Annotated in this window: 23 protein-coding genes; 17 read left to right on the top strand and 6 right to left on the bottom strand. The window is 43.1% G+C overall.

Annotation, left to right across the window (positions count from 1 at the left end):
- The first annotated feature begins 17 nt into the window (after positions 1-17).
- From ACSQ8P_RS19520 to ACSQ8P_RS19505, 4 genes are all read left to right on the top strand, one after another.
- On the top strand, positions 18-1,229 hold the full coding sequence (locus tag ACSQ8P_RS19520) for a ZIP family metal transporter (protein WP_436236700.1): 1,212 nt from the start codon (positions 18-20) through the stop codon (positions 1,227-1,229).
- A gap of 33 nt (positions 1,230-1,262) precedes the next feature.
- Entirely contained in the window at positions 1,263-1,448 is a 186-nt protein-coding gene (locus ACSQ8P_RS19515; protein ID WP_436236699.1) for a twin-arginine translocase TatA/TatE family subunit, read from the top strand.
- A 242-nt stretch (positions 1,449-1,690) separates the two neighbouring features.
- Complete coding sequence (locus ACSQ8P_RS19510) at positions 1,691-2,326, top strand: class I SAM-dependent methyltransferase (protein ID WP_436236698.1); 636 nt, start codon at positions 1,691-1,693, stop codon at positions 2,324-2,326.
- Between the two features lie 147 nt (positions 2,327-2,473).
- On the top strand, positions 2,474-3,490 hold the full coding sequence (locus ACSQ8P_RS19505; RefSeq protein WP_436236697.1) for a Gfo/Idh/MocA family protein: 1,017 nt from the start codon (positions 2,474-2,476) through the stop codon (positions 3,488-3,490).
- 30 nt (positions 3,491-3,520) lie between these two features.
- On the opposite strand, the gene ACSQ8P_RS19500 is transcribed toward ACSQ8P_RS19505, so the two are convergent.
- Entirely contained in the window at positions 3,521-3,739 is a 219-nt protein-coding gene (locus ACSQ8P_RS19500; RefSeq protein WP_436236696.1) for a hypothetical protein, read from the bottom strand.
- Positions 3,740-4,016: 277 nt separating this feature from the next.
- Between ACSQ8P_RS19500 and ACSQ8P_RS19495 the strand changes: the two genes are divergently transcribed.
- The 5 genes from ACSQ8P_RS19495 (at position 4,017) to ACSQ8P_RS19475 (ending at position 9,281) form a co-directional block, all read left to right on the top strand.
- A complete protein-coding gene (locus ACSQ8P_RS19495) occupies positions 4,017-5,522 on the top strand; it encodes a spore germination protein (protein ID WP_436236695.1) in 1,506 nt (501 codons plus the stop codon).
- 14 nt (positions 5,523-5,536) lie between these two features.
- Positions 5,537-6,718 (top strand): Ger(x)C family spore germination protein, encoded by a 1,182-nt coding sequence (locus ACSQ8P_RS19490; protein ID WP_436236694.1) that lies wholly within the window; start codon positions 5,537-5,539, stop codon positions 6,716-6,718.
- 25 nt (positions 6,719-6,743) lie between these two features.
- Positions 6,744-6,953 carry a hypothetical protein gene (locus tag ACSQ8P_RS19485; RefSeq protein ID WP_436236693.1) on the top strand — a complete coding sequence of 70 codons (210 nt, stop codon included), beginning with the start codon at positions 6,744-6,746 and terminating at the stop codon, positions 6,951-6,953.
- A 32-nt stretch (positions 6,954-6,985) separates the two neighbouring features.
- Positions 6,986-8,131 carry a GerAB/ArcD/ProY family transporter gene (locus tag ACSQ8P_RS19480; RefSeq protein ID WP_436236692.1) on the top strand — a complete coding sequence of 382 codons (1,146 nt, stop codon included), beginning with the start codon at positions 6,986-6,988 and terminating at the stop codon, positions 8,129-8,131.
- A gap of 163 nt (positions 8,132-8,294) precedes the next feature.
- Positions 8,295-9,281: a phosphotransferase gene (locus ACSQ8P_RS19475; protein ID WP_436236691.1), complete on the top strand. Its 987-nt coding sequence runs from the start codon at positions 8,295-8,297 to the stop codon at positions 9,279-9,281.
- A gap of 67 nt (positions 9,282-9,348) precedes the next feature.
- Here the strand turns inward: ACSQ8P_RS19475 and ACSQ8P_RS19470 are convergent, their stop codons facing one another.
- The gene (locus ACSQ8P_RS19470; RefSeq protein WP_436236690.1) at positions 9,349-10,530 is read right to left on the bottom strand and encodes an NAD(P)/FAD-dependent oxidoreductase; all 1,182 of its coding nucleotides are present in this window, start codon (positions 10,528-10,530) and stop codon (positions 9,349-9,351) included.
- A gap of 21 nt (positions 10,531-10,551) precedes the next feature.
- Positions 10,552-10,983 (bottom strand): DUF1641 domain-containing protein, encoded by a 432-nt coding sequence (locus ACSQ8P_RS19465; RefSeq protein WP_436236689.1) that lies wholly within the window; start codon positions 10,981-10,983, stop codon positions 10,552-10,554.
- Between the two features lie 222 nt (positions 10,984-11,205).
- Between ACSQ8P_RS19465 and ACSQ8P_RS19460 the strand changes: the two genes are divergently transcribed.
- Together ACSQ8P_RS19460 and ACSQ8P_RS19455 are read left to right on the top strand one after the other, a co-directional pair.
- Positions 11,206-11,814 carry a transglutaminase-like domain-containing protein gene (locus tag ACSQ8P_RS19460; RefSeq protein WP_436236688.1) on the top strand — a complete coding sequence of 203 codons (609 nt, stop codon included), beginning with the start codon at positions 11,206-11,208 and terminating at the stop codon, positions 11,812-11,814.
- An 88-nt stretch (positions 11,815-11,902) separates the two neighbouring features.
- Entirely contained in the window at positions 11,903-12,268 is a 366-nt protein-coding gene (locus ACSQ8P_RS19455) for a hypothetical protein (protein ID WP_436236687.1), read from the top strand.
- Positions 12,269-12,333: 65 nt separating this feature from the next.
- On the opposite strand, the gene ACSQ8P_RS19450 is transcribed toward ACSQ8P_RS19455, so the two are convergent.
- Complete coding sequence (locus tag ACSQ8P_RS19450) at positions 12,334-13,209, bottom strand: AraC family transcriptional regulator (RefSeq protein ID WP_436236686.1); 876 nt, start codon at positions 13,207-13,209, stop codon at positions 12,334-12,336.
- 107 nt (positions 13,210-13,316) lie between these two features.
- Between ACSQ8P_RS19450 and ACSQ8P_RS19445 the strand changes: the two genes are divergently transcribed.
- Positions 13,317-15,470: an alpha-galactosidase gene (locus ACSQ8P_RS19445; RefSeq protein WP_436236685.1), complete on the top strand. Its 2,154-nt coding sequence runs from the start codon at positions 13,317-13,319 to the stop codon at positions 15,468-15,470.
- 75 nt (positions 15,471-15,545) lie between these two features.
- Here ACSQ8P_RS19445 and ACSQ8P_RS19440 read toward each other — a convergent pair whose 3' ends face one another.
- The gene (locus tag ACSQ8P_RS19440) at positions 15,546-16,007 is read right to left on the bottom strand and encodes a GNAT family N-acetyltransferase (protein ID WP_436236684.1); all 462 of its coding nucleotides are present in this window, start codon (positions 16,005-16,007) and stop codon (positions 15,546-15,548) included.
- Between the two features lie 607 nt (positions 16,008-16,614).
- Here ACSQ8P_RS19440 and nirB (ACSQ8P_RS19435) point away from each other — a divergent pair.
- The 5 genes from nirB (ACSQ8P_RS19435) to nasC all read left to right on the top strand — a co-directional run bounded on the left by nirB (ACSQ8P_RS19435) (position 16,615) and on the right by nasC (position 25,180).
- On the top strand, positions 16,615-19,047 hold the full coding sequence (gene nirB / locus ACSQ8P_RS19435; protein WP_436236683.1) for a nitrite reductase large subunit NirB: 2,433 nt from the start codon (positions 16,615-16,617) through the stop codon (positions 19,045-19,047).
- 14 nt (positions 19,048-19,061) lie between these two features.
- Positions 19,062-19,397, top strand: a complete 336-nt coding sequence (gene nirD, locus ACSQ8P_RS19430; protein ID WP_436236682.1) for a nitrite reductase small subunit NirD — start codon at positions 19,062-19,064, stop codon at positions 19,395-19,397.
- Positions 19,398-19,416: 19 nt separating this feature from the next.
- Positions 19,417-20,595 carry an MFS transporter gene (locus ACSQ8P_RS19425; protein WP_436236681.1) on the top strand — a complete coding sequence of 393 codons (1,179 nt, stop codon included), beginning with the start codon at positions 19,417-19,419 and terminating at the stop codon, positions 20,593-20,595.
- A gap of 63 nt (positions 20,596-20,658) precedes the next feature.
- Positions 20,659-23,040, top strand: coding sequence for a nitrite reductase large subunit NirB (gene nirB / locus ACSQ8P_RS19420; protein WP_436236680.1), 2,382 nt, complete (start codon positions 20,659-20,661; stop codon positions 23,038-23,040).
- Between the two features lie 4 nt (positions 23,041-23,044).
- On the top strand, positions 23,045-25,180 hold the full coding sequence (nasC, locus tag ACSQ8P_RS19415) for an assimilatory nitrate reductase catalytic subunit NasC (protein ID WP_436236679.1): 2,136 nt from the start codon (positions 23,045-23,047) through the stop codon (positions 25,178-25,180).
- Between the two features lie 48 nt (positions 25,181-25,228).
- Here the strand turns inward: nasC and ACSQ8P_RS19410 are convergent, their stop codons facing one another.
- Entirely contained in the window at positions 25,229-26,263 is a 1,035-nt protein-coding gene (locus tag ACSQ8P_RS19410; protein ID WP_436236678.1) for a YheC/YheD family protein, read from the bottom strand.
- Positions 26,264-26,371 lie beyond the last annotated feature (108 nt).

Below are 26,371 nucleotides of genomic sequence, written 5' to 3'. Positions count from 1 at the left end.
AGGAGGGAAAGTACAATATGAGTATCAACGAACAATCAACCAAGCCATCATCTTCCTCTAAAATGAAAGCTATTCTCTGGGGATTACTTCCCTTAATCTTGTTATTTGCGATTATTACGACGATTGCCAAAGTAGGTACTGGCATTGAGAACGAACCGGCTGCTCCTATCGAAGTCCTGAATGTTGAGAAAATCACATTAAATGATGAAGGCATTCAAGTAAGAGTATTGAACTCAGGCCCAGAAGAATTAACCATCGCTCAAGTCGTCGTTGATGGTGCATTTTGGAATGCTTCCTTCTCACCAAGTGATACGTTAAAAAGATTCGAACAAGGGATGATCCATATCCCATACCCGTGGGTACAAGGTGATCCGCATGAAGTGAAACTTATCACCTCGAATGGTTTGATTTTCATAGGAGAAGTGGCAGCTGCTGCCGCTACACCAGAAGCGAATGGAAAGCTTTTCTGGCAATACGCGTTAATTGGCTTTTATGTAGGGGTTATTCCAGTAGGGCTAGGCCTATTATGGTATCCATTTCTTCGTAGATTCTCGGTTAGAGGCATGCACGCGATTCTTGCCTTGACTGTTGGTCTATTGTTCTTCCTTGTTATTGATACCTTTGGCGAAGGTTTTGAGATGGCTGCTGAAGCGCCAGGCGTCTTCCAAGGCTCAGGGTTAGTGTGGTTCGGTGCCTTGCTGAGTTGTTTATTCCTAATCGCTGTCGACCAGTCGAATGAGCGTAAATTAAGCAGTGAGTCGTCAGTAGTGGGCAAACGCGTAGCTAACAAAATTGCAACAGGCATCGGGCTTCATAATTTTGGAGAAGGTCTTGCGATTGGTTCTGCTTTTGCGGTTGGAGAGGCAGCGTTAGGGACTTTCCTAATCATCGGTTTCACCCTTCACAACATAACAGAAGGTGTTGGGATTGCTGCGCCATTACTCAAAGATCGTCCAACATGGAAGACATTTGTCAAATTAGCTTTGATTGCCGGTGGACCTGCTATAATAGGTACATGGGCTGGAGGCTTCATATTTAACGATACATTAGCCGCGCTCTTCTTCGGTATCGGTGCGGGTGCGATTCTACAGGTCATTTACGTTATTTCGAAAATGATTCTTAAAGAATCTGAGAAAAAAGGTCTATCTCCAGTATCTTGGTTAAACTTCAGTGGACTAACAGCAGGGATATTAATCATGTATGTTACTGCGTTAATGGTGAAATTTTAAGGTTTCTCAATGATGAAAAGGGTGGTGACTCATATGCTATCAGGTATTGGCATACCAGGTCTTATTGTAATCGTAGGTGTTGCGTTACTGTTATTCGGACCAACGAAGCTCCCGCAATTAGGTCGTGCTTTCGGAACAACGATCAAGGAGTTTAGACAAGGAACGAAGGGATTATTAGAGGAAGAAGAGACGAAAGATAAGCAGAAGGATTCTCATTGATTTCGCTGAGATACCGGTGTGTTTGAGAGGGCTGTCCAGAGGTAGCAGAAGCTGCTGTACTGGACAGCTTTTTTTTTTTTTGTTTATAGGTCTTATTCTGCAATTCATACCTTGGATTTTACTTTTAGTTGCAGTAGTATATATGGCAGTATATACCGTGAAAAATAATCGAAAACTGAATCTGATCCTTGAAGAAATTCGCGAGTTAAGGAAGAAAAACGAATAACGGATGGAGCATAATAATGAAATCATTAGAACAATATTGGAATGAATCGTATCAAAGACTCGACCTCAAGCCTACATTTGATAACTGGTTGGATAAATATTGGCAGCGGTACTTATCGACAATGAGCAAAGCAGATCTTATCGTTGATCTTGGTTGTGGTGTCGGTAATAATTCACAGTATCTTGTAGAACAGGGGCTATCGCCAATCGCTTGTGATATCTCTGAAGTGGCCATCCAAACATTGAAGTCATTCTTACCGGATATTCAAACGCATTGTTTGGATATGACGGAGGGGCTTCCTTTTCAAAAAGAATCTGTACAAGTCCTAATCGCTGATCTTAGTATTCATTATTTCGATGAGTCTACTACCCATGAAATCATCCGAGATCTCCACAAGGTGCTGAAACCAGATGGGCTTCTGCTTTGCAGATTGAATTCAACCAATGAAATTGGCAATAAAGGAAATGTCATGCAAACGACAGAGAGAAATTTATTGGTATCGGAAGGGATTTACCGAAGGTTTTTTGATCGAGAAGAGATAGAGCGATTTTTTGATAAAGAAAAGTGGACTTACCTACATATCGAGGAGTATGAAATGGATCGATATACCAATAAGAAGATACTGTGGGAAATTGCGTTAAAACCACGCTGATAAGCAGAGAAGTCATGATAAAGCATTAAGTAGTCAATTTCCGCATGCAGGGTCGTAAAGGATTTGGTGTGGGATGAGCGAACCTCTAATATATACATTTGTAACATCCAGTTGAACCATTATTTCGAAGCAGAAAAGGGGATTCCAATGAAACAGATTGGCATTGCACTTATTGGTTGCGGGGCGATTTCCGGCGTACATTTGAAAGCCATATCACAAATACCGACAGCGAAACTAGTGGCCGTAGTCGACACGAACGCTGAATTAGCAGCTCAAACAGCTGAAACGTATTCCTGCGCGTATTACACCGATTATCTCGAAATGTTGAAAAATCCTGATATTGACGTCGTTCATATATGTACTGCTCATTACCAGCACGCGCCAATGGCGGTTGATGCACTTCATGCTGGTAAACATGTTCTTACAGAGAAACCGATGGCTGAAACAAAAGAAGCGGCGCTTACGATGTTACGTGCAGCAGAAGCGAATCCGAATGTGCAACTTGGTGTTATTTTTCAAAACCGATATAATCCAGCTTCTCAAATCATGAAAAAAGCCGTTGAATCAGGTGAATTAGGGAAGTTGCTATGTCTAAAAGGAATTGTCACTTGGTGCAGAGATGCATCCTATTATCAAACAGAGTGGAAAGGGAAATGGGCCACAGAAGGTGGTGGAGTCCTGATTAACCAGTCCATTCATACGTTAGATTTACTGCAATGGATAGGCGGCGAAGTATCTAGTATTAAAGGAACAATGTCGACAGATTCACTTGAGGGAATTATTGAAGTAGAAGATACGGTTCATGCACACCTCATGTATCGAAGTGGAGCGACGGCTGTCTTTTATGCAACAAACTCGTATGGGGTAAATTCCCCTCCCGAAATTGAGCTTGTCTTTGAAAAAGGGAAACTCGTACTTACTGGTGATACTTTGTATCGTGTGATTGATGGTGAGCAAACGATGCTGACTTCACCAGAAGCTACGAATCTAGGTGCCAAATCGTACTGGGGAATCAGTCACGGTACCCAAATAGCTGATTTCTATGACCATATTTTATCTGATCGTAACTATGGATTAAATGGTCCTGAAGGCTTTAAGGCGTTCAATCTCGTCATGGATGTGTATGCATCTGCTAGATCTGGGCAACGAATTCATTATCTATAACCTGAATGAAATCGTTCTAGGTTCTAAGTTCTAGGTTTCAGCTCGAAATACAGTCCCATCGTCTCGGAAATAAAAGGCAATCTCATCGGAAATCGTACTCATTCTAATGGATATCCTTGTGAACTCTTCGATGATTCCGCGATCGACTTCACGGTAAACACCATTCTCATCTGTCTGCCACACGGATACCGTTGTTTGAGATAGCGCGGCTGTAAAGAGATCTCCATCGGAAGTTAAGGTCATCATCATGAATATCGCCCTCTCTTTCGGTCGCTGCCCCATGGCGGCTGGTTGAATTGTGATTGTTCCTAATCATTCAGTTGTTATTTGAGTATATTCGCAGATAAGTACGAAATGCGAATTTAACGAGATATGTTCTTCTCTATTATGTAATTCTAGTCGTTACCCTTTGGTAACGGCTTTTTCATGTTCTGAATAAGAATTGGCCTAATCATTCATCTCGGTTTATCTCCCAATTCAAATGGTCATAATGGGGAAGGGATGAGAATAAGGAGGGACTCACATCATGCCTGATGATGCAACGATTCCTATTGACCCGAATGTTGAAATAAACCTTGAACGAATCATGATGGATTTAGGTAGAAGTGACGATGTCGTCATTCGAGAGATACAGGATGATGGCACTTTAGTAATAGCTGCCGCAGTTGTGTATATCGATGGTCTTTCCGATACGTTGGCCATTAATACTTATATTTTCGATGTGTTAAAAACGATGTTAAGGGCTGTCCCCCAGGAGGCGCATGGAGACAGCTTGCATACAGAAATACTTGCCAAAGAGCTGCTAACGGGATTGGGCTCGATTGAAACAGTAGCGGATATGGCAGCTCTATATGAGCATTTGCTCTCAGGCGAGGCTATTATATTAGTTAATCAGCAGCATCACGCCTATCGCGCAGACATTCGTAAATGGAAGGGACGTGATGTTACTGAATCCACCAACCAGACGTCCGTACGTGGACCTAGGGAAAGTTTTACCGAGACACTTCGTACCAATACTGCGTTAATTAGACGTAAAATAAAAGACCCAAGGCTGCGGCTTGAGACGATATCTATTGGTCGGATGACAAAAACCGACGTAACGATCATGTACATTAACGGGATCGCTAAGCCATCCGTAATCGAACTCGTTCGTTCTAGATTAAGTGCAATAGATATCGATAGCATTTTGGACAGCGGTTATATCGAGGAATTGATCGAGGATAATAAATTTTCACTTTTTCCAACTGTATATAATTCTGAGCTCCCAGACAACACGGCTGCCCAATTATTAGAGGGAAAGGTTGCGATTCTCGTAGATGGTACACCTAATATTTTGCTAGTACCTACGCAACTCGTTACTTTTTTTCAATCAGCGGAGGACTATTATCAACGAGCCTACTATGCAACTCTTCTTCGTATACTCCGCTTTAGCACAATATTTATTTCCTTGCTACTGCCTTCCATTTATATCGCAATAACGACTTTTCATCGCGATATGCTGCCAGCTTCTCTGTTAATCGGCCTGGCAGCCCAACGGGAAGGGGTGCCGTTACCCGCATTTGTGGAGGCACTAGTCATGGAATTGACCTTTGAGATTTTACGAGAAGCGGGTCTTCGAATGCCGCGAGCAATTGGACAAGCGGTATCTGTCGTTGGCACACTTGTCATCGGACAAGCTGCGGTAGAAGCGGGAATTGTCTCGGCAGCTATGGTTATTGTCGTTTCAGTAACGGCCATTTCAACGTTTACGTTGCCAGCCTATAGCATGTCTATTCCAGTGCGTGTACTTCGGTTTATATTTATGGGGATAGCGGCAAGCTTTGGGTTATTCGGGATTGCCATGGGGATGTTTGTATTATTGCTCCATTTATGCGCTCTTCGTTCTTTCGGAGAGCCTTTTATGTCTCCATTTTCGCCATACCGCAAAGCAGATTTAGAGGATACGCTGGTTCGTTTACCGAGATGGCTTGTGTTTAAACGTCCTGAAACATCACTAGATGAAGGCAGCGATAGAATACGAAAGCGTAAGTAGGGAGGCGCTTTAGGATGAAATATAAATTAACAGTCTTGATTCTTTGCTTACTTATGCTAACTGGCTGTTGGAGTAGACGTGAATTAAATGAGCTGCTTATTGTACTTGGAATCGGTGTTGATTGGAAGGATGGCGAGTATTTGGTGTCCTTCCAAGTTGTTAATCCAAGTGAAATATCCGCCCAGAGAAGAGGGGGGGATCGCCCGCCAAGCACCCTTTATCAGGGGAGAGGGAAAACTATATTCGAGGCAGCAAGATCATTAACAGCAGAAGCACCACGGAAAGTCTACATGGGACATTTGCAATTGTATGTCATAGGAGAGGAATTGGCGAAGAGAGGGATTAAAGATTTCGTCGATAATTCATTCCGTGATAATGAATTGAGAATGGATTTCAATATTGTTATTGCAAGAGGTACTATGGCGGAGAATATTTTGAAATTATTTACACCAGTTGAGAAATTACCTAGTTATAGTATGCAGCAATCCTTACAAACCTCACAAAAGTCATGGGCACCGACTGTCGCCATGACATTGGATGAAACGTTGAATAAGCTGTCTGGCAAAGGTTTCGAACTAGCGTTAACAGGAATCAAATTAATCGGTGACACTAGCATTGGTGACACGAAAAAGAACGTGGAATATTTTCAGCCGCCAAGTCGATTCCGCTACACGGGGATCGCAGCTTTCAAAGATGACAAATTGATTGGCTGGCTAGATGAGCAGGAAAGTAAAGGTTATACAGACATAACAAATAAATTGGATAGTACATCTATCGAAATTGCCTGCGGTGAGCAGAAATATATGGGAATTGAAGTTACTTCCTCGGAATCTAAATTGAAAGCAAGCATACAGAATGGGAAACCTGAGATGAATGTGTCCATACGAACGGAAGCGAATATCGTGGGCAGACAATGCAGAGATATCGATTTGACGGATCCTCAAGTGATCAAACGTCTGGAAGAAGAAACCAAACAAATCATACAATCACATGTGGAAGCGGTAGTTTCACGTGCTAAGAAAATGAAATCGGATATACTCGGTTTTGGTAGTCAGCTCGGAAAGGATCAGCCTGCGTATTGGAAAGAAGTTAAAGATACTTGGAATGATGACATGTTTCTTCAAACAAATGTCAATTACAAGATTGAATTGTTTATTAGAAAAACGGGTACAATTGGGAATTCAACCATGCAATAGGCATTGAGAGAGGACTTGGTCGTGGATGGCTTCTGTACTTACTGTTCTTGCATTAGCCGCAGGTACGTTCTGGCTTGAAGCACCTAAATTATTACGTAAAAATCATAGACGCGAGTTTGTCATTTTCACTATGCTTCTGCTGATAGCAAGTGGCTTGTATGTATTGCTAACATTAGAATTTGTACTGCCAAATCCATTCAAAATTATTGAATGGATGTTCGGTTGGAATGTTTAAATTAGGCTGGATGCAGAGACAAGGAGGTCCAAATGAGAACATTTGACAATGCTACCATTTCCGTACGCCAGTTTACGATCTTGATCATTCTAGGTGTTATTGGAGATTCAATTCTCATTATGCCGACCATCCTTGCGTCATCTGCAAAACAAGATGCATGGTTGTCTATGTTGTTAGCTATCTTCCTTGGATTCGTAGCAGGAGGTATATTTGCTGGTATTGCGAACAAGCTTCGTAGGCGGAGGCTCTTTAATCTCCTCAGACTAAATCTGGGTGTTTGGATTGGAAGTTTATGCATCGTACTATTTTTGTTTGAATGCTATATGTGTGCGCTAACTTTGTTAAGCGAGATGAGTCAGTTTATGACAACGCAATTGATGCCAGAAACACCCGTTAATGCGATCATTGCTGTATTCACTTTGGTCATAATTATCGCTTACAGGTATGGTGTTGAAGCATTTGCTCGAATGGGAGAGCTACTATTTCCTGTTTTTATGGTTTTATTCCTCATTCTCTTCGTTTTACTACTGCCACAAGTGGAGTTTGCAAACCTGCGACCCATAGCAGCAGAAGGAATGGGAGCGATTTGGAAGGGGGCTTTAATGTCTTTTGCAACTGCATTTACAGAAATGATTGTACTTCTCATGTTAGTACCCAATGTTGTTGGTTCTGTATCACTGACCAAACCCATATTAACCGGTTACGCGATCGGTGGTGCCATTTTATTTGTCATCGTGATTCTGTGTGTCCTTGTGTTAGGGCCAAATTTAATGGAAACGAAATATTATCCGACCTTCGTACTCGCTCAGAAAATTACGATAGGGCATTTCCTGGAGAGGCTAGAGGCAGTTATGGCTTTTCTATGGTTCATATCGGTGTTTTACAAAACGTTACTCATCTTTTTCTCACTGACCTCAGGTCTTGCGGAATTGTTTCAGTTGAAGGAGAGTCATATGCTGACAATACCTTTAAGCATGCTGCTACTCGTGGGAACCATTGCAGGTACGCCTAATATTACGGTATATAATGCGATTCTAGATTCTTCCTATTTTTGGTTCGACTTGGTTTTTTGTTTCTTGTTTCCCTTGATGTTACTGATCATTTTTTATTTCCAAGATCTTCGAGACAAACGAAAGAAGGGAACACAGAGTGATCCTGCGTTACAGCCGGAATCATGACACTAATTATATGAATATATGGTAAAGCAGGCGCCGCGTCGTTCTGCTTTTTAGTGATGCTATCCTCTCTTAATCGGGCAAAGAATGATCCGCTTTCATACCATGCCTTTGTGGACAAGGGACATAAACTATCTATAACTACTATGTTGAGAGAGTGGTGTAGATGGATAATGGGCTTCTCACGGAGGTTGAGGTTCAATACAATTTGTCGACCCAACAGGTTGAGGTCATTCGTAACACTTCACGGTCATACGTAATGAAAATCACTACAAACCAAGGCAACTTTATTTTGAAAAGGATGCAAATGGATGAGCACCGCTTGCAATTTATGGTAGAAACCGAAGACTTTCTCAGATGCCGGGGAATAAACATTCCAACCGTGTATCAGACAAATGAGAACAAGAAATATATGATGTATAAAGGGTATTTCTATGTCCTCCAGGAGTGGATTAGTGCCGCACCGTATTCATTGACAAGTTTAGACCATGTAGTTCGGTTAGCTGATTTACTGGGCAGGATGCATGCAATATCCACAGAGTTTCAAACATCCCATAGTCTACTCCGAACGTGGCGAGCAAAGTGGAGGCAAGAGTATGAAGAAGCTCTTCATTTTTTGGAAAACTGGAAAACTAATCATGCAATCGTTGAAGAACCATGGCGTAAAGCTGTATTAGCTTATATTGATTTTTATATGAGAACTGGTGAATTTGTAATAGAAAACGTTAAGCAACATGAGTGTTGCAGTTCCTGGGTTGGAGAGAACATACATGTAGTGCTAAGCCATCATGATTTTCATACTCAAAATATTTTAGTGGATGTCGCAGGGAATATATATATCATTGATTGGGAATTTGTCAGATTTGATTTGCCATCCAGGGACATGAATCGATTATTATATGCCATGCTAAAGAAGTCGAGAGCTTGGAATCATCGTGCTTTTCTCAAGGTGATGCGTGCTTATCTGAATAAGAACAAGTTATCTAAGCAAGACATGAAGCTGCTCTATCTTGATTTGGCTTTTCCTCACAATCTGTGCCGCAATCTGATTTGGGGCAAATTCAGTTGTATGACTGTGAATCAAATCAACGATCTCTTGCAAAAAGACATGGAAAAGACCCACTATATGCTCGAGTCGTATCTCAAACAATAGCATTGGTCAAAAGGAGAAATAAAAAAAATGCCTCACAACCATATGGGCTGCGAGACATCTGTGTGAATTAATAGGCTAAAGCAAATAGACCATGAATGTGCGAAAGATAACGAACGTTGCTTGCTTCTTTCATTAGTGTAGCTGGTAAGCCCTTCAATTGTGTGTTCTTACCGCCGATTGTACCAATGCCATCTTTACGTCCAAGGCTGCCTAGTGTTCCCGAGAACACAGGTACGAATTTATCCATGACGCCGCCTTTAAGTTGAACGGACAAATTGTAACCAACCGTTTCACCCATTTGCCAAGCAAGTTGTGCAGTAGGAGGGTATGGTCGTTCACTTCCTTCAGGGAAGACAACCGCGCAATCACCAGCCAAGAAGATATCGGCGTGAGATGTGGATTGCAGTGTCGAAGTTACCGTAGCGCGGCCGCGATCTTCTGCGATCCCACAGCTGCCGACGACCTGGTTGCCTTTGACGCCGCCTGTCCAAATAATCGTGCTTGCCTCGATCGTTTGTCCGCTTTTCAATGATACCGAATTATTTGTAGCTTCTGTGATCGCAACACCCGTCAAGAAGGTAACTCCACGCTTCTCAAGGCTTGTGACTGCACGCTCGATAAGTACTGGTGGGAACACAGGAAGAATGGAGAGACCTGCTTCCACGCAGTAGATGGAGATATCGCCCCAATCAATCCCTTTAGCACGGCATACTTCAGGAAGCTTATCTGCGAATTCACCGACGAGCTCAACACCTGTTAAACCACCGCCACCGACAACTATTGTTGCATCTGCTTTATTGCCAGATACTTTATAAGCGTCCAAGCGAGCTTCAACATGTGCACGGATCCGGTTAGCGTCAGCAGCTGATTTCAGAATTAAACTGTTCGCTTCCAAGCCAGGAATGCCAAAATAGTTCGTTTCACTACCAAGCGCGACAACAAGTGCATCATATTTATGTACGGCACCACTGCTTGTAAGGACTTGTTTCTCATTAGGCTTAATCTCTTGAATCGTGTCAACCACGATATTGACATTTTTGTCGCCTAGTAGTTTCTGAAGGGGGAGAGCAACGGCCTGTTCTTTAATCGTGCCTCCTGCTAATCTATGTAACTCAGTAATGATTTGGTGTGTTGAGAATTTATTGATGATCGTAATGTTAGCTTCTGAAGAAGATAAATGTTTACGTGCAGTTAATGCGGTCAAGAGACCACCGTATCCGCCGCCAAGAATTAATATTTGTTTAGCCATCTGTATCATCCCTTGTCCGGATTAATTTTTTCGTTCAGCGAGTACGTTTAAGAATGCTTGTGCAAATCGAAGTGTTTTCTGCACTTCAGGGTCTTTCAGCATTTTCAACATACCGAATAGACCGATGGTTGTACTAACGTCAGCTTGTGAACGTTCACCAGCTTCAATAGCTGCTGATGCGATATTTTTCGCTTTTTCTTGTACGGGCTTTACGAATTCCCCAATACCTTGGGCAAAATCATTAATGAGAACTTTGTCTGTCGCCACGTTTTGTGCGAAATCGTAGGCTTTGGTGAGCATGTTAACCATTTCAGCTAGTTTAGGGAGATTATCCACCAGAAGTGTTAACGATTCTTGCACCTCGGGCTTAAGTAATTGATCAAGTACGTCTAATGATTTGGATTCAGCAACAATCGGTGCTGGTACTTCTTGAACAGTTGATGTCTGTGACATATGACATATCCTCCTTTGCGTAGAAAAAAACGTATTACATTATTCTACACCTTTTGACAATAAATTTATAAAGGCAGATATTTCAAATTCGTGAACATCTCCTATTTAAAATTAATTGCCTACTAACAGTATGAATAAGTTTCTCTAATTACTGATTGTATTTTTATGCATAATATTGCATAATTTTTATAAAGTTTATGTCTTTGTTGAGGAGAATGCAAGATGTACTTGTTATGCGAAACGCCCGTAATCGAAGATTATTTAGTTGAATCGGAAGAAGTAAATTATTGCCACATTACAATTAAAGAGAAGGCTGAGGAATTATACGCCGGATCTCTCAACGAGATTGACTTTGTGAAACGAGCATTTTCTTTTGTCCGTGACAGCATTGCACATTCTTGGGATATTCAAAGTTCTCGAATCACTTGTAATGCTTCAGAAGTCCTCCATTTTGGTGAAGGCATCTGTTATGCGAAATCGAATTTGTTATGTGCTATTTTAAGAAGTAAAGGTGTGCCAACGGGTTTCTGTTATCAGAGACTTACATTAGGAGATACCCCTGATACAGGTTATTGTATCCATGCGTTAAATGCTGTTTATTTACAAGCAATTGGTAAATGGATTCGTCTTGATGCACGAGGGAATAAAGCAGGAGTACATGCGGAATTCTCACTAACTGAAGAGAAGTTGGCATTTCCAATCCGTCATGAATATGGTGAAATTGATTATTTACACATTTATGCATCTCCGAATCCAAAAACCATTCAATCATTAAAACAAAGTACGGATGGTATCTCGACGTATCTGCATGGTTTGCCTAGTACTCTGTAGTTAAAAGTTAGCTTGAAAAGGACTTATCTCATTTACAGCGAATACAATAATTGGAAATATGTCGCAAAAATGAGGAAGGGCGTTCACGATGATATTGATTCTTGGGATATTTTTCTTGGTGGTTATAATTGGCATCATTGTATCACTTGTTACACAAAGTGCAGGATCAAATGGAAGCCACCGCAGCTCACAGTCGAATTTCAATCACCATACGAGTAACATCAATTCCATGTCAATGGATAATCAAAATCAGCTTCATTTGGACACTATTCAACCTGGAATTAGTTATGATCCTAATGGTAGCTCCTCAGACTATCGAAGTGATAATTCCGACACTAGCAGTTCAGGAAGTAGTGACAGCGGCAACAGCTGGAGTTCGGATAGCGGCAGTAGTGGAGGATTTGACAGCGGCGGCAGTGGCAGCAGTGATAGTGGTACAAACAACAGTAATTAGAGAATCCTTCAGGGTTCTTTTTTTGATATTGTTGTTAATGTACAATCGCGCTTAAATAAGCCTAATCACTCTAAGAATCGTAAATAATCTTCGCTTTCACTGACTTCCGATAGCCGGAACGCAAGGGGAGATAGTCCCACCATTTTATGAAATACCTTGCCGAAGTAGCTCAAGCTGGTATAGCCGCATAGAGTTGCAACGTTTGTAATAGAAAGTCCATGATCACGAAGCAGCTCGGCTGCTTTCTCAATTCGTCGGTTCCGGACATATTCCATCGGGGTTATGCGGAAGTAGTGGGGGAACATTTTGCATAAATAATATTTATCCAGCTGTGCGACCTCTGCTAACCGTTCCAAGGTGAGGTCATCAGTAATATGGTCATGGATGTAAGCAGCAACGCGCTTGTAGGCAGAGGGGATTTCCAAACTTGGAGGCGCGTTTCCATCCAATAAACAACGTTGTAACGAAAGCATCCATTCATAGATGCGAAGCGAAAGATCAAATCGGTCATTTAATTGGTTCTCCGCTGTATCCGAATACAGACGCCAAAGAAGCTGAATAGGAGTGGCATAAGGATGGATTTCAAAAACAGGACCATACGTTTGAAGCAGATCTTGTCGCAGCCAATCCTCTTTAAACCCCTCGAAACGTATCCAAATAAACTCCCACTGATCGCACAACGATGCATCGAATTCGTATTCATGATCGCTAGGAATGGCTACCACAAAGGCATGGCCTTTCGGGACGGTGAAATGCTCTTTCCCAATGCGAAGTTTGCCTACGCCTTTTATTGACCATTGAAAGATGACCCCTTGCCCGCCGCGCTTAAGTCCGTTCCATTGGTAGTTCTCGTCAGTAACCGAGCTATGTCCGATCGATATGAGTTTAAATAAATGACGATTCGCACTTTCAGTGTATCTAAAGCTATAAGATTTGTGCACAATATTTTACCACCATTCTTCAAAATGTTACTATATTTTCTATTCTTACTAGGAGATATAATGTGCGTAATAGATAATATATTACCATATTGGAGGTTGTGGAAGATATGTTGCTTAAGGAATGGATGGATTGTTATGTTCGTGTTGAAGGGACTAATCTACGAGTCGGGAATGCCAAGATTGAAAGGTGTTGGTCATTTGCAAGTGGCCGTCCAGTTAACGTCTCAATGTTAGATAAACATATAAATCAGGAATGGCTCGCATCTGATTCCGATATCCCGATGTTTCAACTCCCTGGATTGTCTGATAACCAGCAGCCGCGTGCTATTTTCATTTCGAATTTCGTTGAGAATGATTACGGTGTTTCACGCCCCTATCTACAAACGAATGTAGATATGCATGTTGAAGCAGTGTCTTCCATCCAACGATTGACATTGAAGATCTATCCTGACGCACCATTTGTTCGACATGAGATAACCGTAATACCAGATCGTAATGTCAAAAGCAATCATTTCTCGCAAGATAGTGAGCGATACCTTGCCTGGACAAAAGCAGATTTCCATGCAAATAGAACGCTTTCCACTACAGCACTTCAATTAGATACGAATAATAAGCAACATAACGTTGTGCTGGCAGATTATTGTGAACATATGGTGCTTCGAGATCTGCATTGCCGATGGACTTCTATTCAATTCCTTGATCAGACGGATACGAACAATAATCTCGTGAGTCGTGACACGGGCTTGATATATGTAAATGAAAAGCGAAGCTTACGAGGAAATCTGCTGTTTCTTACGAAAACACTTCATGAGAGTGGTTTATTGATTATTAAAGAAGGTCCAACACAACTCGGGATCTTTGATAACTCTCGCATGGAATTTCAATTTCGAGGGAAGAGTTTGAGCCTGGAAGGGACGGGGGTCAGTGAAGAAGATCTCCAACAAACGGAAGAAATCACCTCTTATGGAGTAACCGTTGGTGTTTATGATGGAACTATGCTCGGCGGATATCATTTACTTCAAACGTATCATCGGAATCTTCGTGATCACAATACGGTTAGGGATAGCTTCATGATGAGCAATACATGGGGGGATCGCTCGAAAGATGGTGCCATCGGTGAGACATTTTTGATTAAAGAATTGAAGGCAGCAGCCGCTCTTGGATTAAGCATCATGCAAATTGACGACGGTTGGCAAAAGGGAGTAACGAGCAATTCCGTACTAGCAGCAACGAAGTCGAATGGAGGGCTGTGGAGCGATTATTATAGCGGTGATGGAGATTTCTGGGAGGTACATCCGGACAGATTTCCGAACGGTCTCACACCTATAGTTTCGCTTGCCCGGGAACTTGGGGTTGCTTTAGGTTTATGGTACTCACCAGACTCGGTCCATGACTATTTGAATTGGGAAAAGGACATTGCTACCTTATTGAATCTACATAGAAATTACAATATTCGTGCATTTAAATTAGATGGGATTGAAATACGCTCTAAGCTGGGAGAGATTAGGTTACTGAAAATGATGCGATTCGTCCAGAAAGCGACCAATGGACAAGTTGATTTCAATATCGATACGACTGCTCAGAAGAGACTAGGTTACTTTGGGCAAACTCAATATGGCAGTATCTTTCTTGAAAATCGCTACACCGATTGGAAAAATTATTATCCGCATTGGACGCTTCGCAATCTTTGGATGTTAGCTCCTTATCTGCCATCTTCAAGGCTGCAAATGGAATTCTTGAATGTGAATCGCAACACGGATAACTATGCGGAAGATCCGTTAGCTCCGGACGCATGCGGGCAAGTCTATGCGTTCGCAGCAACAGCTTTCTCGAATCCATTAGCTTGGATGGAACTAACGAGTTTAACGGATCAGCAAATAGATTGTTTGTCTACGATCATTCAGGCGTTGAAGCCAAATCATGCTGATATCTTATCTGGACAAGTTTTACCTATAGGTGAAGAACCATCTGGTGCCAGCTGGACAGGATTGCAAAGTATTTGCGGCCTAACGCATGGTTATGTCCTCATCTTCCGTGAACTGCACGAATCTGACACTGCAGCTATGAAACTTTGGGGCGTGAGTGGTGTGGTGAACGTAACCGAGTTGCTGCGAATGGATGTAAAAGATGAGGTGCTCATTCCGCGCACGCAGCTTCAAATGGTCTGGGAATCGACACCACAAGGAGAATATGTGGTCACCCGACCAGCACCTTTTACTTTCGTCTTGTATCGGTACGACACATCATCGAGTTCCAAATAAATGTTGAACAACACAGAAGAGGTTGGCCTATTGTCTTAAATGACATGGGGCCAACCTCTTTTTTTGTTACCTTACTTATACTAGTGCCTTTTCATATAGAAAGACGTCGAAACCATCTATGGTTGCTGGACCTTTTTGCTGGTAGCCGTTTTTCATAAATAACTTTTGAGCACCGAGTTGATTGGATAGCGTGTCAAGAATAAGGTGGTTGATGCCAAGTTCTCTGGCCTTTTGTTCCAATTGGGAAAGTATTTGTTGACCATAGCCCTTCTTCTGGTGACTAGGGTGAACACGAAGACGCTTAATTTCGGCTTTACCTTCCTTTAACAGCTTTAAGCCGCCCATGGCTAACACATTACCGTCTGGTCCTGTACCCACCAGAAATTCACCGCCATCTTTCAAATACTGTTCAGGTATATGCAAAATATCATGGTAATGCTGATGAGTAGGTTCTACTTTTGCCTCAGAGATGACTAATAAATGAATCCTCCATAAATCATCCGTATCCAACGTGGAGTAGCGCCGCGTTTTGATCATAAAGTTTTCCTCCTCTTTCCCAAAAAAACAAATTAGGTATATATGTAATATAAACTAACGTAATTCTGATAACAAATAACCTTTTCTTATAGAAAATCATAATTTTTTAAATATTTCCGTGACAATTTCAATTAAATCTAACATGGATTTGCAGTTGAGTGTGGTTTTCAAACAATACAATTCCAATTTGCTTTTAGAAAATGAATGAAGTTGAATTTGTTTTTGTAAAAAGTTGGATGGATAATCTGTGTGAATGCAAAATGTCTCTTCAATAATTGTTATGTAACATGACATGAGTTAAAGTCATTTTCAAATTTACGTATGTCAATATTGTAGGCAATTTTGAGTGGAAGCGGAAACATTGGATAAAACACGTACAAAATACCAATAAAAATGAATTAATATTCGTGTTTTTCAAATTATGTGTACTTAATCACAACAATTTGGCAAATTTTTGTTGAAAAATACGATGATACAGCGTATATTGATAACAAGAAGCAAATGTTAGATAATTTTACACAACTAAACGATTATCCTTATTACAACACAATAGAGATATAACATTACTCATCATGTTAGTTAAATTCGAATGGGAGCGTGAAATAGGATGAAGAAAAAAATAGTTTTAGTTGGAAATGGCATGGCTGGAGTTAACTGTATAGAGCAATTGCTAAAACTTGCACCTAACTCATACGAAATCACGATCTTTGGGAAAGAACCTCATCCAAACTATAACCGTATCCTGCTCTCATCTGTATTGGCTGGAGATGCGGATATGAAGGATATCGTCATTAATGATTGGTCTTGGTACACAGACAACAACATTACATTGCATACGGGTCATACCGTTAACAAGATAGATACGGAACGCAAGCTCGTCAGTACAGATCTTGGAATTACAGTAGGCTACGATGAACTGATTCTGGCAACTGGATCACTGCCATTCATGCTCCCACTGCCTGGTGCAGACAAAGAAGGTGTGATTGCGTTCCGCGATATTGGGGATTGCGAGACGATGATGGAAACCGCCAAGAAATACAAAAAAGCAGTAGTGATCGGCGGCGGTCTACTCGGGCTTGAAGCAGCACGCGGATTGCTGAACCTGAATATGGAAGTCTCCGTCGTGCATATCAACGAATACTTAATGAATCTTCAACTCGACAGAACCGCATCCTTGATGCTGCAACAAGAATTAGAGCAACAAGGGATGAAGTTCCTGCTCAAGAAAAATAGTGAAACCATTCTAGGCAAAAAACGGGTAACTGGACTTCGTTTTACGGATGGTTCAGAGGTAGATGCTGATCTTATCGTGATGGCTGTTGGGATTAGACCTAATATGGCACTTGCGAAGAACAGTGGCATTGAAATCAATCGAGGCATAGTTGTCAATGATTTCCTTGAAACGAGTGTCCCGCATATATACTCCATTGGCGAATGTACAGAGCATCGTGGTGTTGCATACGGTCTAGTGGCGCCCCTATATGAGCAAGGAGCAGTTCTTGCGAAGCGTTTAGCAGGTGTTAGTACGGATGGTTATCAAGGTTCCGTCGTTTCTACGAAGCTCAAAGTTTCTGGTGTTGACGTCTTCTCCGCAGGTGAGTATGCAGATAAACCAGGTACGCGTGCAGTTCGTGTACAAGATGATTTTGATGGCATCTATAAGAAGGTTGTCATTCGTGATGGGAAAGTGATCGGGGCTGTCTTGTTCGGTGACATCAGCGATGGTTCAAGATTGTTCGCTATGATCCGCAACGGCGAGGATGTAACAGGCAAAGAAAAGACAGTACTCCTAGGCGATGGTGGAGGCAAGACGAAGTCTGGAGTTGATTTAGTTGCTGGCATGAGCGCAGACGAGATTGTATGTGGTTGTAATGGAGTTTCCAAAGGGGCCATTGTCCAAGCGATTCAAGAGAAAGGCTGCTCCAGCGTTAATGATATCAAAGCATGCACGAAAGCTTCCGCTTCTTGCGGAGGGTGTAAGCCACTTGTAGCCGATGTGCTGACTTATGTCCTTGGTGCAGACGGTGTGAAAACCGTCAAGGAAGGGATTTGCGGTTGTACAACGCTCGGGCGAGACGAAGTTGTAGAAGCGATTCGCACGATGCAACTTACGACTACGAAAGAAGTTATGAACGTTCTTGAATGGTCCAATACAGAAGGGTGCTCCAAGTGTCGTCCAGCATTGAATTACTATTTGGGTATGGTGTGGCCGGAAGAGCATGAGGACGAAAGAGAGTCTCGTTTCGTGAACGAGCGTAATCATGCGAACATTCAGAAGGATGGCACGTACTCTGTCGTTCCGCGTATGTATGGCGGCGTAACGACACCGAAGGACTTAAAGAAGATTGCCGAGATTGCTGAGAAATATGAAGTGCCCCTAGTGAAAGTGACAGGCGGACAACGTATCGATTTGCTCGGTGTGAAGAAGGAAGACCTGCCTGGCATGTGGGCTGATCTAGATATGCCTTCAGGTTATGCTTACGGTAAATCACTGCGTACAGTGAAAACATGTGTGGGTTCCACGTTCTGCCGATTTGGTACACAAGATGCTATTGGTATGGGCATACAGCTTGAGAAGAAGTTCGAACGACTGTATACACCAGCTAAGGTTAAAATGGCAGTCTCGGGCTGCCCGCGAAACTGTGCGGAGGCGACGATCAAAGATTTTGGCGTAGTCGCCATTGACGGCGGTTGGGAACTTCATGTTGGTGGCAACGGAGGAACGAAGCTGCGTGGAACTGATCTTTTATGCAAAGTGAAGACGGAAGAGGAAGTGCTCGAATGGTCTGGGGCTTACCTGCAATACTATCGGGAAACTGGGAAGTACAATGAACGCACATCGGAGTGGTTGGAGCGTGTAGGTCTAGAGACAATTAAAGCGACATTGGCGTCAAGCGAAGATCGCGCTGCCTTCAACGACCGCATCAATAAAGCATTATCCCTGTTGAAAGATCCATGGAAAGAAATCATTGAAGAAAAGGCACTTCGTCAAACATTTTCACCCATTGAAGAGCAATCGGCAGCGTCGATTTTTAAATAGAAGGGATGATGCATATGAAAAGGGTACACATTGGCCATATTTCAGAAATTGCAGTAAAAAGATCACGTGTAGTACGTATCGGCGACTTAGAAATTGCTGTGTTTAAGCTTTCAGACGGAGTCATCAAAGCTATTGAAAATCGCTGCCCGCATAAAGCGGGTAAGCTTTCCGAGGGTATTGTTTGTGATCATCATGTATTTTGTCCCCTGCATGATTGGAAGATTGATCTGCATAACGGACTTGTTCAGGCACCGGATGATGGCTGTGTGACCAAATTCGAGGTTGAGATCGAAGATGCCAGCGGAGAGATGTATTTGCATATTTCAGAAGAAAGTATCTTGGCATCTTAGCAAAGGGGAGTATTGAATCATGCGACATAATGGATCAGCAGTTGCTTTAGGATTATCCACATTAGCCATGATGGCATCCTTTGTGATCTGGGGCGTTTTTTCACCTATTGCTGGACAAATTCAAGATTTATTTCAATTAAGCACGATACAAAAAAGTCTGTTAATCGCAACGCCAGTACTGCTCGGTTCCATTCTGCGAATTCCGATGGGTATTTATACAGATCGTTTCGGTGGTAAACGTGTATTTGCTATTACGATGCTTTTTCTTACGATTCCACTCTTGCTTGCGGGATTTGTTCACTCCTACTGGATGTTGCTGCTTTGCGCACTTTTTATAGGGATGGCGGGGACGACCTTTGCCATTTCACTTACGTATGTATCCAGATGGTTTCCACCTGAACGACAAGGATTCGTACTTGGATTAGCTGGACTTGGTAATTTAGGCGGTGCGGCTGCGAGCTTTTCATTGCCTTTCGTTTTTAACCAATACGGTTTCCAATGGGTGTTCTGGAGTCTAGCAATCATGATTGTGCTGGTGACGGCGATCTTCTGGATCGGAACGAAGGATCTACCTTCTCCCCCTCAAAAGAAGACATTCAAACAATCGATGGTAGTCCTAAAAGATCAATCAACCTGGTATTTATCATTTTTTTATTTTCTAACATTCGGTGGATTCGTCGCATTTGGTGCCTACTTGCCAACATTTCTCAAGGATCTATTTCATTTAACAGCCACAGATGCAGGATTGAAAACGGCAGGATTTGTAGTCATTGCAACACTCATTCGTCCTTTAGGCGGCTATATGGCAGATCGAATTGGATCACGAAGTGTACTTGCGGTGGTGTTCACAGGTATGATAATAACTTCGATTGCATTATCAGCGTCTTTGCATCAGTTCACTTCTTTTAGTGTCTGTTGTCTGGTTGCAGCTACCTTGCTTGGTATTGGAAATGGCGCAGTGTTCAAAATGGTTCCCGAAGTTTCTTCGGGAAATACAGGAGCTGTTACAGGAATAGTTGGTGCAGCAGGCGGTTTAGGCGGATTTTTCCCACCAATTGTATTAGGGATTGTGAAAGATTTGTCAGGTGCTTATACGTTAGGATTTGTTTTGCTTATGGTATTCGCGTGTGCTTGTCTTTGGATGAATCTTGCAACGAGACGCATGGTGTTGAACAAACAACGTACATTGGCATCATAGAGCGGGTTATCTACGGATAGGAACAGTAGTACTTCAGCATGGGAATGTGGAGGTCATTAAGCTATGGGGAAACAAAAACTTGTCTTGATAGGAAACGGAATGGCTGGCGTTCGCTGTGTGGAAGAAATTCTAGCAATTGCGCCAGATCGATTCGAAATCACGATTTTCGGCAGTGAGCCGCATCCCAATTATAATCGCATTATGCTATCGAAAGTGCTTCAGGGAAGTACAACGGTGAATGATATAACCATTAATGATTGGCAGTGGTATCAAGATAAAGGGATTACGCTTTACGCTGGGGATCCCGTGATAAGTATTGATACCTCCAAACGAAGAGTCGTGAGCGAAAAAGGGCGGACAGTTGATTATGATCAATTGATTCTTGCCACGGGTTCGCTGCCATTCATGCTTCCATTGCCTGGTGCGGATAAACCAGGTGTGACGGCATTTCGTGATATTAATGATTGCAACAAAATGATAGAAACATCCAAAAAATATAAGAAAGCTGTTGTTATCGGCGGCGGTCTACTCGGCCTTGAAGCAGCCCGCGGCCTACTTAATCTGGGGATGGATGTCCATGTCGTTCATATATTCAACCATTTGATGGAGCGCCAGCTGAGTCCGACTTCAGCAGGGATGCTGCGCAAAGAGTTGGAGAAGCAAGGGATGAAGTTTCTACTCGAGAAGCAGACTGAGAAAATTCTTGGCAAGAAGCGAGTAGAGGGTCTTCTATTTAAAGACGGAAGCAAAGTGGACGCAGATTTGATCGTCATTGCAGTCGGTGTACGCCCCAATATTAAGCTTGCAGCAGATAGTGGCATAGAGACGAATCGCGCCATTATGGTCAATGATTATATGGAAACGAATGTGCCAGGGGTGTATGCGGTCGGAGAGTGTGCGGAACATCGCAATATGGTTTATGGTCTGGTTGCTCCTTTATATGAGCAAGGCAAAGTGTTAGCTAAGAAGATATGCGACGTAGAGACCGAAGGCTATCAAGGGTCAATTCTGTATTCCCAATTAAAGGTATCTGGCGTAGAAGTATTCTCGGCAGGAGAAATTCGTGATTCCGAAATTTCAACGTCACTGAAAGTGATTGATGGCATCAAAAACACGTATAAAAAGATTGCTGTACGTGATAACAAAATCGTTGGAGCTGTCCTTTTCGGGGACAGCAGTGAGGGCAATAAACTGCTCGGCTATATCAAGCAACAAGCGGATGTGTCCGTGTTGGAGGAAGCATCGGCAGTCGGAGGAGGAGCAGATGAAGCCTATGCGTCTTCACTGGCGCTAACGGCGACCGTGTGCTCTTGCAACGGCGTAACAAAGGGCGGCATCTTCGATGCGGTACGTGACAACGGATGCGCGACTGTCGAGGATATTCGCGCATGCACGCGCGCATCGAGCACCTGCGGTGGCTGCAAGCCGCTCGTATCAGCGATGCTGCAGTTGGCGCTGCAGAGCCAGGACGCACCAGCTGCGCCGAAGGAAACGGTGTGCGGGTGCACATCGCACAGCCATGACGAGCTGCGCGTTGCTGTGCGCAGCGCAAGCTTCGAGACCGCGCATGATGCTATGCAGGCGCTGGGTTGGAGCAAGGCGGACGGATGCTTAATATGCCGTCCGGCTGTACAGTACTATCTCGGCCAATCACGCGGTGCTGCTGCCGATAAGGTTAGTCCTGAATCGTTGCCGTTGGATTCATCAGCGAGCCTTCTCGCTGATGGCACGTTCGCCATCACGCCGCGTATGTATGGCGGCGTCACGAACGCCGAACAATTAAGGCTTCTTGCCGATGTGATCGATAAATATCGCGTACCGTTAGTGAAGTTAACGGGTGGTGCTCATCTGGATCTTCTCGGTATTGCTGAGGAGCAAGTAGGCACCATCGGTGCTGAGATTGGCCACCAGGCATCGACGACCCCATCTTACGGTAGAACCATCACTTCTGTTGCAACATGCTCAGGAAAAGATTACGATCGAAGTGCACTTCAAGACTCTATACAAATGGGCATCCAACTTGAACATCGCTTGGAAGGATTGCAAATGCCGACACAAGTTAGTGTTGCGGTTTCCGCGAGTCCCTTGCACCGAGCGGGTACGCTTTCTAAGGACTTAGGACTTGTAGGTGTCCCAGGTGGCTGGGAAATCTATGTTGGAGGCAGCGCTGGTACGAAGCTTCGTCAAGCTGAGTTGTTCTGTATGGAACCTACCGAGGAGACAGTGCTAGATCTAGCTACCGCATTTTTCCAATTGTACCGTGAAGAAGCGAATTTCGGTGAAACGACGGGACAATGGGTTGAACGTAAAGGCATTACGCAACTACGTGAATATTTATTCAATCTCACAATACGTATGGAGCTAATCAGTAGATGGCAGATAGAGAGCAAGATGATGGAGCAACAGCAAGTAAATTCGCAGCCGACAGCTGCATTGGCCAGGTGAGCATATGAGTCTATTTGCCCAGCAAGAACAAGTCGTATCTGATACTTTACATGTGATCGATACGCAATGCCCATTTTGCAGTGTACAGTGCAAAATGCAAGTCATCGAAGATCGCAGCGCCTCTGATGGAAAGTCTGTTTATTCTGTTGTGCCTAAGCCAAATCAGGCATCAGAAGGTCGTCTTTGTATCAAAGGAATGAACGCCTACCAGCATGTGCTTACAGGAGAACGACTGCTGCATCCTATGGTGAAGCGGAATGGTCGGTTCGAGCGAGTTACATGGGGAGATGCCTATGAGCTCATCGCAAGCAAATTTACCAACCTCCGCGAAGCGTATGGCAACCACACGGTAGGGTTATATGGCGGTGGTTCGCTAACGAATGAATCTGCTTATTTATTAGGAAAATTCGCACGTGTTGCGCTGCAAACGAAGTACATTGATTATAACGGCAGATTCTGTATGTCGGCCGCGGCATCAGCTGGTGTTAAAGTATTTGGGATTGACCGAGGGTTAACGAACCAATTATCGGACATTGAATTAGCCGAGTGTATCATACTGGCGGGAACGAACATAGCGGAGTGTCAACCGACGTTGATGCCTTATTTTACAAGAGCGAAAGAGAAAGGTGCTATCATCATAGCCATTGATCCGCGTGAAACCGGTACAACACGGATCGCCGATATTCATTTACGTGTGAAGCCTGGCATGGATGCGACTTTGGCCAATGGAATGCTCAAGATTCTGCTTGAGGACGGTTGCGTGGATGAAGAGTTCGTAGCAAATCGGACAACAGGCTTTACGGAATTGAAGGCGCATCTCGATTCGCTTGATATGGAAGAGATCGCCAACTTAACCGGAGTGCCAACTCAGTTGATTCGTAAGGCCGCATTGAGTTACGGCAAATCGCAGACTGGCATGGTATTTACAGCAAGAGGCGTGGAGCAGCAAACGGATGGACATATGGCGGTTCGAAACTTCCTGAATCTCGTACTTCTTACTGGTAAAATCGGCAAACCTGGCTGTGGCTATGGCGCTGTCACAGGTCAAGGGAATGGGCAGGGCGGAAGGGAGCATGGTCAAAAAGCAGATCAGCTTCCAGGCTATCGCCTTATTGAAAATCCCGAAGATCGCGCTTATGTAGCGGATGTTTGGGGCATTGATCCGAGCGAACTGCCAGGTAAAGGTGTCTCTGCCTACGAAATGATGGAGAAGGTCCATGAGCAGGAGATTCGGGCGTTATTCGTGATGGGCTCTAATCCGCTCGTCTCGAACCCGAACGCTAACTTCGTTGAAGAAGGGTTGAAGAAGCTCGGCTTCCTTGTCGTTGCAGACTTCCTGATCTCCGAAACAGCACAGTTAGCTGATTTAATTTTACCGGTAACGGCCTATTTAGAGAATGCAGGGACGTTAACTAACCTTGAAGGACGCGTGCTGCTAAGAGAATCTGGTCGTTCTGCACCTGGTGAAGCTAAGCATGATTGGCAGGTTCTTTGTGAGCTAGCAGAGGTGCTTGGGAGAGGTCAATTCTTTCAATTTGGTCATGTGGAAGATGTCTTTAACGAGCTCCGACTAGCAAGTCGCGGTGGAACAGCAGACTACTATGGCATTACCTATGATCGATTGCGGAAAGAAGAAGGCGTCTATTGGCCTTGTCCAGAAGAAGCGCATCCTGGTGCAAAACGCTTATTCGAATCCTCATTTCCACTTCCAGCAGGGAGAGCGCTTCTCACTACTGTGGAGAATCATCTGCCCAAGGAACAGACTAGCGAGGATTTCCCGCTGTATTTGACTACTGGCCGAGTACTCGTGCATTATCTTACAGGTGTGCAAACCCGCAAAAGTCCATCGTTAGCCGCGAGAGATGTGGAATCCTTCATGGAGATCCATCCTAGAACTGCGAAAAAGCACCATATCGAAGATGCTACACTTGTGAAGTTGACGTCCAAACGCGGTGAAATTTATGTGCGTAGTCGCTTTAGTGACGCTATTCGCGAGGACACCGTGTTTGTGCCTATGCATTGGGGAGATACGCAGAACGTCAATAAATTGACGAATGATGCACTCGATCCAACCTGCAAAATGCCTGGTTTTAAAGTATGTGCGGTACAGGTAAGTCCGTTAGTATCGGAATATGCGTAAAATGAAAAGACCGAACTCATCGATCTCGCAGCGATGAGTTCGGTCTTTTCATTTTTGAGAAAGATAATAAACATATTGCATAGGTCTACGATACAGATCCTTATGTTTAAAACCCTTAAGATCTTCGTATATATTTTTTTGGGGCTTTCCATTAAGTTCAATGATCCATAATTTACTTTGTTTGTCCAAAACAAAATCCACACTCAGTTCTCCCAATGATCCCATAAGAGTTTCTGCTTCTTGAGCGGCCATTACACTTACTTCGTTCAGAGACTGTAGGATTTCAGTTGCTTTTTCAGGCGATAGTATTCGCTTGAGAATTTCTGGTGCATCATAAACGTGTTCACACATACTTGTGTTAAAGAAACGCTCGTATGCCACTCTACAAGTGATGTTGTATACCATCCACTGACCAACATTCCCCTTTTGAACAAGGACACGGATGTCAAAATATTGACGATCGAGTTGACTCATTTGAATCCCTTGTTGGACCAAGTAGTTCTTTTGTCCGAGGAGAACATCTAACTTTTCCTGAATGCTTTCATTTTTCCTGCAAATAACTCTTGGAGCTAGACTGTGTAAGGAAATATGAATATCATCATTACTTGTACGATCGATTCGATAGACTGATGCCCCTTTAGATCCATAAATTGGTTTTATAAAGAGTAGATTATTTTTGTCTAATAGTTCTGTTATGTTCACTTCATTATATTGAAATGTGTCGGGTACATATTGCGATAGACTCGATTGATGTAGCTGATTATAGAGGTCCCATTTATTGAATTGATTGATTGTATTGAAACACTTATTCTGACCTATTACTTTCTCTAGGAGTTGAATGGTCATTGAGTCTTTGTTATAACAACGGTTATAGACGACAAGAGGGAAAGGGAACATACGTTGTGTCCATTTGCCATTTTTACGGCTAAGTCCAATAATACGTCGCTTATTCCACCGTATATCTGCTGGAGTGAAAGCATAAAGTCTCAGGTTTTGATTTTGATATCCTTGGCAGAGATCCAAAATTCTTTTTCTTCTATTTCGGTTAGTAACCATAATACCTATTAACGGGCGCTTGTCCAATCTTATCACTCCCTAGTTCGAACCATCATAATTAAATAATGCTAGCGAAGTCACTTTGGTATGGGACAAACACATAAATGTACTGATATTTATAGAAAGATTAGCTTT

The organism is Paenibacillus sp. LjRoot153 (assembly GCF_964253085.1).
GTDB lineage: Bacteria > Bacillota > Bacilli > Paenibacillales > NBRC-103111 > Paenibacillus_E.
This window is presented reverse-complemented; position numbering and strand designations above follow the sequence as displayed.

Excerpts from the sequence above, each read along its gene's own strand:
- ACSQ8P_RS19520 (WP_436236700.1), top strand. The coding sequence starts at position 18 with ATGAGTATCAACGAACAATCAACCAAGCCATCATCTTCCTCTAAAATG.
- ACSQ8P_RS19515 (WP_436236699.1), top strand. The coding sequence starts at position 1,263 with ATGCTATCAGGTATTGGCATACCAGGTCTTATTGTAATCGTAGGTGTT.
- ACSQ8P_RS19510 (WP_436236698.1), top strand. The coding sequence starts at position 1,691 with ATGAAATCATTAGAACAATATTGGAATGAATCGTATCAAAGACTCGAC.
- ACSQ8P_RS19505 (WP_436236697.1), top strand. The coding sequence starts at position 2,474 with ATGAAACAGATTGGCATTGCACTTATTGGTTGCGGGGCGATTTCCGGC.
- ACSQ8P_RS19500 (WP_436236696.1), bottom strand. The coding sequence starts at position 3,739 with ATGATGATGACCTTAACTTCCGATGGAGATCTCTTTACAGCCGCGCTA.
- ACSQ8P_RS19495 (WP_436236695.1), top strand. The coding sequence starts at position 4,017 with ATGCCTGATGATGCAACGATTCCTATTGACCCGAATGTTGAAATAAAC.
- ACSQ8P_RS19490 (WP_436236694.1), top strand. The coding sequence starts at position 5,537 with ATGAAATATAAATTAACAGTCTTGATTCTTTGCTTACTTATGCTAACT.
- ACSQ8P_RS19485 (WP_436236693.1), top strand. The coding sequence starts at position 6,744 with ATGGCTTCTGTACTTACTGTTCTTGCATTAGCCGCAGGTACGTTCTGG.
- ACSQ8P_RS19480 (WP_436236692.1), top strand. The coding sequence starts at position 6,986 with ATGAGAACATTTGACAATGCTACCATTTCCGTACGCCAGTTTACGATC.
- ACSQ8P_RS19475 (WP_436236691.1), top strand. The coding sequence starts at position 8,295 with ATGGATAATGGGCTTCTCACGGAGGTTGAGGTTCAATACAATTTGTCG.
- ACSQ8P_RS19470 (WP_436236690.1), bottom strand. The coding sequence starts at position 10,530 with ATGGCTAAACAAATATTAATTCTTGGCGGCGGATACGGTGGTCTCTTG.
- ACSQ8P_RS19465 (WP_436236689.1), bottom strand. The coding sequence starts at position 10,983 with ATGTCACAGACATCAACTGTTCAAGAAGTACCAGCACCGATTGTTGCT.
- ACSQ8P_RS19460 (WP_436236688.1), top strand. The coding sequence starts at position 11,206 with ATGTACTTGTTATGCGAAACGCCCGTAATCGAAGATTATTTAGTTGAA.
- ACSQ8P_RS19455 (WP_436236687.1), top strand. The coding sequence starts at position 11,903 with ATGATATTGATTCTTGGGATATTTTTCTTGGTGGTTATAATTGGCATC.
- ACSQ8P_RS19445 (WP_436236685.1), top strand. The coding sequence starts at position 13,317 with ATGTTGCTTAAGGAATGGATGGATTGTTATGTTCGTGTTGAAGGGACT.
- ACSQ8P_RS19440 (WP_436236684.1), bottom strand. The coding sequence starts at position 16,007 with ATGATCAAAACGCGGCGCTACTCCACGTTGGATACGGATGATTTATGG.
- nirB (WP_436236683.1), top strand. The coding sequence starts at position 16,615 with ATGAAGAAAAAAATAGTTTTAGTTGGAAATGGCATGGCTGGAGTTAAC.
- nirD (WP_436236682.1), top strand. The coding sequence starts at position 19,062 with ATGAAAAGGGTACACATTGGCCATATTTCAGAAATTGCAGTAAAAAGA.
- ACSQ8P_RS19425 (WP_436236681.1), top strand. The coding sequence starts at position 19,417 with ATGCGACATAATGGATCAGCAGTTGCTTTAGGATTATCCACATTAGCC.
- nirB (WP_436236680.1), top strand. The coding sequence starts at position 20,659 with ATGGGGAAACAAAAACTTGTCTTGATAGGAAACGGAATGGCTGGCGTT.
- nasC (WP_436236679.1), top strand. The coding sequence starts at position 23,045 with ATGAGTCTATTTGCCCAGCAAGAACAAGTCGTATCTGATACTTTACAT.